This is a genomic window from Sphingobium amiense (assembly GCF_003967075.1).
Lineage (GTDB): Bacteria > Pseudomonadota > Alphaproteobacteria > Sphingomonadales > Sphingomonadaceae > Sphingobium > Sphingobium amiense.
The window spans coordinates 3,378,925-3,387,500 of the sequence record NZ_AP018664.1; the positions used below are offsets into that span (position 1 = coordinate 3,378,925).

At 67.0% G+C, this 8,576-nt stretch carries 9 protein-coding genes (1 of these 9 running past the window's edge); 7 read left to right on the forward strand and 2 right to left on the reverse strand.

From position 1 onward, the window contains the following. Positions 1-106 precede the first annotated feature (106 nt). The 6 genes from hisS (at position 107) to SAMIE_RS16515 (ending at position 7,417) form a co-directional block, all read left to right on the forward strand. Entirely contained in the window at positions 107-1,354 is a 1,248-nt protein-coding gene (gene hisS / locus SAMIE_RS16490; protein ID WP_066700715.1) for a histidine--tRNA ligase, read from the forward strand. Continuing rightward, positions 1,354-2,439: a peptide chain release factor 1 gene (prfA, locus tag SAMIE_RS16495; protein WP_066700714.1), complete on the forward strand. Its 1,086-nt coding sequence runs from the start codon at positions 1,354-1,356 to the stop codon at positions 2,437-2,439. The genes hisS and prfA overlap by 1 nt, the downstream gene beginning before the upstream one ends. Continuing rightward, the gene (gene prmC, locus SAMIE_RS16500) at positions 2,436-3,257 is read left to right on the forward strand and encodes a peptide chain release factor N(5)-glutamine methyltransferase (RefSeq protein ID WP_066700713.1); all 822 of its coding nucleotides are present in this window, start codon (positions 2,436-2,438) and stop codon (positions 3,255-3,257) included. Before prfA ends, prmC begins: the two co-directional genes overlap by 4 nt. 312 nt (positions 3,258-3,569) lie before the next feature. Then, entirely contained in the window at positions 3,570-4,334 is a 765-nt protein-coding gene (locus SAMIE_RS16505; protein WP_066700712.1) for a DUF4167 domain-containing protein, read from the forward strand. A 117-nt stretch (positions 4,335-4,451) separates the two neighbouring features. Beyond that, positions 4,452-5,852, forward strand: a complete 1,401-nt coding sequence (locus SAMIE_RS16510) for a DUF4139 domain-containing protein (protein ID WP_066700791.1) — start codon at positions 4,452-4,454, stop codon at positions 5,850-5,852. 8 nt (positions 5,853-5,860) lie between these two features. Further along, positions 5,861-7,417: a DUF4139 domain-containing protein gene (locus SAMIE_RS16515; protein WP_066700711.1), complete on the forward strand. Its 1,557-nt coding sequence runs from the start codon at positions 5,861-5,863 to the stop codon at positions 7,415-7,417. 7 nt (positions 7,418-7,424) lie between these two features. Here SAMIE_RS16515 and SAMIE_RS16520 read toward each other — a convergent pair whose 3' ends face one another. Next, the gene (locus SAMIE_RS16520; protein ID WP_066700710.1) at positions 7,425-7,799 is read right to left on the reverse strand and encodes an acyl-CoA thioesterase; all 375 of its coding nucleotides are present in this window, start codon (positions 7,797-7,799) and stop codon (positions 7,425-7,427) included. Beyond that, positions 7,792-8,091 carry a hypothetical protein gene (locus SAMIE_RS16525; protein WP_066700709.1) on the reverse strand — a complete coding sequence of 100 codons (300 nt, stop codon included), beginning with the start codon at positions 8,089-8,091 and terminating at the stop codon, positions 7,792-7,794. Before SAMIE_RS16525 ends, SAMIE_RS16520 begins: the two co-directional genes overlap by 8 nt. Before the next feature lie 75 nt (positions 8,092-8,166). On the opposite strand from SAMIE_RS16525, the gene SAMIE_RS16530 reads away from it, so the two are divergent. Next, positions 8,167-8,576, forward strand: partial view of a CBS domain-containing protein gene (locus tag SAMIE_RS16530; RefSeq protein WP_066700708.1) — the 5' portion only. It continues 19 nt past the right edge of the window; the window shows 410 of its 429 coding nt (coding positions 1-410); it begins with the start codon at positions 8,167-8,169; its stop codon lies off the right edge, out of view.

The following is an 8,576-nucleotide window of genomic DNA, read 5'->3' on the forward strand; positions in this document are numbered from 1 at the left end:
ATAGGCTTTAGCATGGCGTGGGCGGCCGCCCCTTGTCCACCCCCCGATGGACGCCCGTAAAAAGCGCGTTTCCTTAAGGGTGCTTTGACGCTAAAGGCGCTGCCCCATGGCAAGACAAGAAACGCCGCGTCCGGTGCGCGGCACGCAGGACATGCTGGGGGGCACCGCAGATGCGTTTGCGGAGAGGTTCGCGCATGTCGCCGCGACCTTCGACCGGGTGCGCCGCCTCTACGGCTTTCAGCGTGTCGAGGTGCCCGTGTTCGAGCAGACGGCGGTGTTCGCGCGCTCGCTCGGCGAAAGCACCGATGTCGTCTCCAAGGAGATGTATACGTTCGATGATCGCGGCGGCGACAGCATCACGCTGCGCCCCGAATTTACGGCCGGCATCAGCCGCGCCTACATCACCGAAGGCTGGCAGCAATATGCGCCGCTGAAGGTTGCGACTCACGGCCCGCTGTTCCGCTACGAACGCCCGCAAAAGGGCCGGTTCCGCCAGTTCCACCAGCTCGATGCCGAGATCATCGGCGCCGCCGAGCCGGGCGCGGACGTGGAACTGCTGGTGATGGCCGACCAGTTGCTCAAGGAACTGGGCGTGAGCGACGGCGTCACCCTGACGCTCAACACGCTGGGCGATGCGCCGAGCCGCGAAGCGTGGCGCGCCGCGCTGATCGCGCATTTCGAGGCGCATCGCGGCGCCCTGTCCGAAGAAAGCGTCGAGCGGCTGGCGAAGAACCCGCTGCGCATCCTGGACAGCAAAGATCCGCGCGACCGCCCGGTGGCCGACAGCGCGCCTGACATCGACGCCTATCTGACGGACGAGGCGCGCGGCTTCTTCGAGAAGGTGACGGCGGGCCTCGACGCGGCGGGCGTGGCGTGGGAACGCAACGCCCGGCTGGTGCGCGGTCTCGACTATTATCGCCACACCGCGTTCGAATTCGTGACCGACCGCCTTGGGGCGCAGGGAACGGTGCTGGGCGGCGGGCGCTATGACGGGCTGATCGAGAATCTGGGCGGCCCGAGCACGCCCGCAGTCGGCTGGGCGGCGGGGATCGAGCGGCTGGCGATGCTGGTGGAAGGCGACTTTAGTCAAAAGCTCGATGTCATCATCGCGCTGGAGGATGATGCGCTCACTGCCATGGCGATCCGCGCCCTTAAGACGCTGAGGAACGGCGGCTTCTCCGCCGACATCGTGGCCTCCGGTTCTCCCCGGAAGCGCTTCGATAAAGCGGCGAAGATAGCCGCGCATGTGTTGCTTTCGATCTCGCACCGCGACGGACAGGCTCATCTGAACGCTCGCGGCGACGGGACCGAGCGGGCGCTGCAAGCCGAAGCATTGGCGCGGTCTATCGGCTGATGCACATCTCCGCCGAACGCATCGCGCAGATCGAGGCGCGCCGGGATGAGGTGCAGGCGTCGATGACGCGCGCCGATCTGCCCGCCGATGCGTTCGTCAAACTGTCCAAGGAATATGCCGAGATCGAGCCGGTCGCGGCGGCCGCGCGCGAACTGCGCCGGTTGCGGCAGGAGCTTGCCGCGCTTGAAACGATGACCGGCGGCGAGGAAGCCGATCCCCTGATGCGCGAGATGGCGCAGGAGGAGATGCAACTCCTGAAGAGCCAGCTTCCCGCTGCCGAGCGCGCGCTGGCGCTGCAACTCCTGCCGCGCGATTCCGCTGACGCCCGCCCCGCCATGCTCGAAATCCGCGCCGGGACGGGGGGCGACGAAGCCGCGCTCTTCGCGGGCGACCTTTTCCGCATGTATCAGCGCTATGCCGATGCGCAGGGCTGGAAGATCGAGCTTCTGTCCGCCAACGCGTCCGAACAGGGCGGCTTCAAGGAAGTCGTCGCTTCGATCAACGGCACCGGCGTGTTCGCCAAGCTGAAGTTCGAGAGCGGCGTTCACCGCGTCCAGCGCGTGCCCGTGACCGAAAGCGGCGGGCGCATCCACACCAGCGCCGCCACCGTCGCGATCCTCCCCGAACCGGAGGAAGTTGACGTGCAGATCGCCGATGCCGACCTCAAGATCGACATCTACCGCGCATCCGGCGCGGGCGGGCAGCATGTCAACACCACCGATTCGGCGGTGCGCATCACGCACCTGCCCTCCGGCATCGTGGTGACGCAGCAGGACGAACGGTCCCAGCACAAGAACAAGGCGAAGGCGATGCAGGTGCTCCGCGCCCGCCTCTACGAAGCGGAACGCGAACGCACGCACAGCGAGCAGGCGGGCGCGCGCAAGGCGATGGTCGGATCGGGCGACCGGTCCGAACGCATCCGCACCTATAATTTCCCGCAGGGCCGCGTCACCGATCACCGCATCAACCTGACGCTGCACCGCCTGCCCGAAATCCTCGAAGGTCCGGGCCTTGCCGAAGTGATCGACGCGCTGGTGGCGGAGGATGAGGCCGCGCGCCTCGCCCAACTGGACGGAGCGGGGTGAGCGTCGCCGACGCGATCCGCGCCGCAACTGTCCACATCGCTGTCGCAAGCGACACGCCCCGCCTCGACGCTGAACTGCTGATGGCTCATGCGCTGGGCCTGTCCCGCACCGACATGCTGCTGCGCCAGCGCGATCTGGATGTCCCTGCGGCCTTTACCGCGCTGGTGGAGCGTCGCTGCGCGGGCGAACCGGTCGCGCATATCGTGGGCACGCGCGATTTCTGGACCATCACTCTCGCCGTCACGCCCGATGTGCTGATCCCGCGCCCGGACAGCGAGACGCTGATCGAGGCGGCGGTCGCGCATTTCGGCGGGCGCGGGCCTGCGACCGTCCTCGACCTTGGCACCGGGTCGGGCGCGTTGCTGCTCGCGGCGCTCGCCGAATGGCCGCAGGCGACCGGCATCGGCGTGGATGCCTCGCCTGCCGCGCTGGCGGTGGCGCAGGAGAACGCCGCCCGGCTCGGGCTGGCGTCCCGCGCGGCGTTTCGCCTCGGCGACTGGGCTGCGGGCGTAGAAGGCCCGTTCGACCTGATCCTCGTCAATCCGCCCTATATCGGGACGGACGAGCCGCTTTCCGGCGACGTGCTGCGCGATCCGCCCTCCGCTCTCTTTGCCGGGAGGGACGGGCTGGACGATTATCGCCGGATCGTTCCCGACCTACAGCGCCTGATCGCGCCGGGCGGTTTCGCCGCGATCGAGATCGGCCACCGGCAGACGTCGGATGTCAGCGCGCTCCTCGCCGGGCAGGGGCTGAAAGTGGCGGTGCGACAGGATCTTGGGCAGCGCGACCGCTGTCTGGCCGTCACCCGGCCCGGATGAAAAGCGCGCCCTTGGGCAAGAATGCGCGAAAATGGCTTGGTTTATGGTGCGAAAGCCACTACATCTGGCGATGAGACGGTTCCTCTCGTGACATGGCTGGCCCAGGCCGTTGAAGGAAAAGGCCGTTTTCCAAGCTCCTTAAAGTCATGACGGCGCTCGCTGCGCAGGCGCCGCTGGCGGCCGGGGTAATGGCCGGGGACGGTCATGCCATGGCGGAGCCGTATCCGGCCCCATCGGGTCGGCCATGCGTGAGGATGGCGACTGAACGGTGTTTTCAGTGAATTTTGACAAAGCGAACGCAAGGATCATGTCTTGATCAACAATCGGCAGGCCGGCCGCCGCAATCGGGGCCGGAATAATAATAATGGCCGCCCCAACGGCAACAACCGAGGTGGCGGCGACAGTGGCAACCGCATCGACAACCGCTCGCGCGGAAACGCGGCCCAGCTTCTTGAAAAATACAAGAATATGGCGCGCGACGCTCAGATGGCGGGCGACCGGGTGAACGCCGAATATTATTTCCAGTTCGCCGACCATTATTTCCGCGTCCTTGCCGACAATCGCGCGCGTCAGGAGGAGCAGCAGCAGCGCTTCCGCCCCCGCGACGACAATTATGACGACGATGCGGACGATTTCGACGGCTCCGACGACGCGACCGACGATTTCCGCGCCGAGGCTCCGGTGCAGGACCGCGCGCCGCGCGAGCAGGATCGTCGCCCTGACGAGTATCGCGAGCGCCGGGATGACGGCCGGGCCAATCGCCGCGACCGCAACCGCCGCGACCGCTTCGCGCCGCAGGGCGATGCGCCCGGACAGGAGATAGGGTTCGAAGGCGAGGCGGGAACCCCCGCCGAAGCCGCGCCTGCGCCGGAAGCCGGGGAGGAAGCGCCCCGCCCGCGCCGCGGTCGCCCGCGCAAGACGCCCTTGGTCGCCGATGCTGCGGAAGGCTTCGACGCCGCGATCCTGCCGCCGGCCATCGGTCGCGCGGACAATGATTCGGATGCTTCGGCCGAACCGGAAGCACCCAAGAAGCGTGGCCGCCGTCCGCGTGCCGCCGCCGCCGAAGCGGCCGAATAATCCGCGTTCGAACAGAAAAGGGGGGCTGGCGCGCGGTCGCCGGTCCCCTTTTTCATGCCCGCTTTCCAAGCTGCCCGCGATCCGGCACAAGGCATGTTCCATGCTGGAGAGATGCCGATGAGACATGCGCGCCTGCTGCCCCTTCTGGCCACATTGCTGCCCGCTGCCGTGCTGGCGCAGGACAGCAACGATCCCACCGGCGGCACGGCGCAGGGCGATCTCGCCGTCACCATCTATAACAACGGTCAGTCACTGGTGCAGGACGACCGGCAACTCAGCCTCAATGTCGGGCGCAACCGCATCGAATTTCCCGATGTGTCAGCGCGCATCCGCCCCGAGACGGTCAATCTGTCCGGCCCAGGCCTGTCCATCGTCGAACAGAATTTCGATTATGACCTGCTGTCGCCGGACAAGCTGATGGACAAGGCGGTCGGACAGGAAGTGACGCTGGTGCGCACCAATCCCGCCACCGGCACCGAAACGCGCGAGCGGGCGAAGGTGCTGGCGGCCAATGGCGGCATCGTACTCCAGATCGGCAACCGGATCGAGGTACTGCGCGACGACGGGCTGCCCGTGCGCGTGGTGTTCGACCGGGTGCCGCCGAACCTTCGCGCGCGCCCGACGCTGTCGGTGACGGTCGAGGCGGCGCGGGGCGGCACTACTCCGGTCCGCCTTTCCTATCTGACGCCCAATCTCGGCTGGACCGCCGATTACGTCGCTCTGTTCGACGCGGCCAAGGGGGCGATGGACATGCAGGGCTGGGTGACGCTCACCAACAATAGCGGCACCAGCTTCACCAGTGCGAAGACCCTGCTTGTCGCGGGCGATCCCGCCAGTGGCGAAGGGCGGCGAAACTGGTGGACCCCGTCGAGCGGCGCGATGGATCAGGCCGGAACCGAAAGCAGCGGGCGGGAGCGGCTCGGCGACTATTATCTCTATCCCCTGCCCCAGCGCACGACCATCGCCAACGCCCAGCAGAAGCAGGTGAGCTTCCTCGACGTGAAGGGAGCACCGGCGCGCGCGACATATGAATATGTGAATGGCTGGCTCGGCAGCTCACCCGAACCGATGAGCGCGTCCAGCGTGCTCAAATTCTCAACATCGAAGCAGGGCGGGCTTGGAGATCAACTGCCCGCCGGGACGATCCGCGTCTATATGCGCGACGCGCGCGGCGACCCGCAGTTCATCGGCGAGAATCGCATCGACCATACGCCCATGGGTTCGTCGATGGCGCTCCGCACGGGCGAGGCGTTCGACGTGAAGGTGCGCACCACCGTCGACCAGCGCAGCCGCAAGGGCGACCGGCGCTGGGAAACGCGGATGCGCTATACGATCAGCAATGCGCGGCCCGAGGCCGTCACGGTCGACATTGCCCAGCAGGGCTTATGGGGCGACACCCGCGTCACTGCGCAGAGTCTGGAAGGCAGGCGCGTGTCGGCTGATCGGATGGAATGGAGCGTGCCGGTTCCCGCCAACGGATCGGTCGATCTCACGGTCACATTCGACTCGCGCTATTGACGGCCGCGATGGCCCGGCTGCTCCTTTTTCTGGCACTGCTGCTGAGTGCGCCGGGCGCTGCCGAGGCGGGGACGGTCGTGTCCGACCGGGCCGACAGGGTTTCGGTCACGGTCTATCGGCAGCCTGGCCGCGTCCGAGGGGCGATGGACCGGCTGTGGCCCGGCGGCTACGCGCTCATCAGCGAGACGCGCACGGTCGATCTGCCCGCGGGCGAATCGACGCTGCGGTTCGAAGGCGTGGCGGAAGGGCTGATGCCTGAAACCGCCGTCCTGTCGGGAATGCCGCGCGGCGTGCGGGAAAAGAACCGGGACGCGCGTCTGCTGTCGCCCGCCGGGCTTGTCGACGCCTATCTCAAGCGCCGCGTCACGCTCCAGCGCACCAACCGCAAGACCGGAAAGGTGATCCAGGAAGACGCCATCGTCAGCGCGGGGCCGATGGGCGGTGTCATCGTGCAGACGCAGGCGGGCTATGAGGCGTTGGGATGCAGTGGCCTGCCCGAACGGATGCTCTTGCCCGCCGTTCCCGCCGGACTGTCGGCGCGCCCGACCCTGTCAGTGATCGCGTCTGCCGACCGTCCGATCCGCGCCACGCTGCAACTCACCTATCTTGCCGAGGGGTTCGACTGGTCGGCGGACTATGTCGCCGATGTGCAGGCGGATGGAAAGACGCTTGACCTCATGGCCTGGCTGACGGTCGCGAACGGGGGCGTCACCGCTTTTCCCGATGCACGCCTGTCGGTCATCGCCGGGCAGCCAAACAAGGGGGCCAGAGCGCCGCAGCCGCGCCCCGGCGGCGGGCCGCTGCGCCTTTCGTGCTGGCCGATGGACATTACGAGCACGCACCCCGTCTGGGCGCTGTTTCCGGTGCAGATGGCTTCACGGGCGATGGAGCAGATGGACGGGCTGGAGGATGTTGTCGTCACCGCGCAGCGTCGTTCAGTGCCGATGATAATATCGGTAGCAGCAGCGCCGGCGCCCCCTCCCGCGCCACCGCCGCCTCCTGAAGATGTCGGCGATCTCAAACTCTACCGCGTGCCGGTGCCGGTCGATATTTCCGCCAGCGGCCAGAAGCAGGTCGTCCTGCTGCGGCAGCCTGGCGCCGCGGTAGAGCGGCTTTATGCTGGCAGGGTGGAGGCTGGCGACGGGTCGTCCCGCCCCATGACGCTGCGCCTGCGTTTGCAGAACCGCAAGAGCGATGGCCTGGGCCTGCCCCTCCCGTCCGGCAAGGTGGCGGTATTCGAGCAGGTCGATGGCGCGAGGATGCTGGCGGGCGAGGCCGACGTTGCCGACAAAGCGGAAGGCGAGCGGGTCGATTACGACATCGCACAGAGCGCCGACGTCCGGCTGACGACGCGCGTGTCGTCGGGCGGTCGCAAGACGCGCCGCTGGTCGCTCGGCATCAGCAACGCGCGCCCTTTCGATGTCGTCGCTGAAGTGACGATCGCGCAGGACATCCAGCCCCGGCCTGCAGCCATGGAACGGCGCGGCGATAGCTGGATATGGCGCATCACCGTCCCGGCCAATGACAGCCGTACGCTGGATTATGAGGAGCGCCTGCCGCGCTGACCGGCGCTCAGACGGGCAGCGGCCGCGGCTTGTGATTCGCGTCCAGCGCCACGAAAGTGTAGACGCCGCTCGTCACCGGCACCTGCTCCTGCGCGATGCCGCGCGTGGCGATCACCTCGATGCGAATCGCGACGGATGTCCGCCCCCGCCGCTCTTCGGTTGCATAGACCGATACGATGTCGCCCAGCAGGATCGGGCTGATGAACTTCATCCCCTCGATGGCGACGGTCGCCACCGCGCCGTGTGCGATCCGGTGCGCGACGATGCCGCCTGCGATGTCCATCTGGCTCAGCACCCATCCGCCGAAGATATGGCCGTTGGCGTTGATGTCCCTCAGGCGCGGGACGACCCGCAGCACCGCTTCGTTGCGTTCGTCAGTCATCCAGCGAAACCTCGTCCTTCAACCTGTCCATCACCTGTTCGTCATGCCCGGTTCCGCTCGACAGGAAAGCGAGCGCCATGAGACCCGTCCCCAGCATGAACGTCGTCCATACGCCCAGCACCGTCGCGATCACCATGTGCAGCGGCAACGGGCCCGCGCGCCAGTAAAGGAACAGCAGCGCGAGGCCCACGCACAGCGCGCCGCCCAGCGCCATCCACGCCATGATGCGGCGGAACCGCGCCCAGGCGGTTGCCGCGATCGCAGGATCGTCGAGAGCTTCTCTGCGCGTCATCCCTTTTCATTGGGGCGGGAAAGTGGGATCATCAAGTCCCGACGCAGGGATGAAAGACAATATAGGAGAGCAGCCATGACCATCGCGGCGATTTTGCAGCGCAAGGGGAGCGACGTGATTCAGGTCGGTCCCGGTGACAGCGTGCTCGACGTGGTGCGCCTGCTCGCCGATCAGCGCATCGGATGCGTGCCAGTGGTGGAAGCGGGCCGGGTCGTGGGCATTTTTTCCGAACGCGATTTCGTCCACCGTGTCGCGCAGGACGGCGCGTCCGCATTCGATCATAGCATTGGCGAGGTGATGACGACTCCGCCCATCACCATCGACGAGGACACGCCTGTCATGCACAGCCTTTCGCTGATGACGAAGCGGCGTATCCGCCATCTGCCCGTGGTCACGGACGGGCGGCTCGTCGGCATGATCTCCATCGGCGATCTGGTGAAGTTCCGCATCGACGCAATCGAATCGGAAGCGGCTTCGCTGCGCGA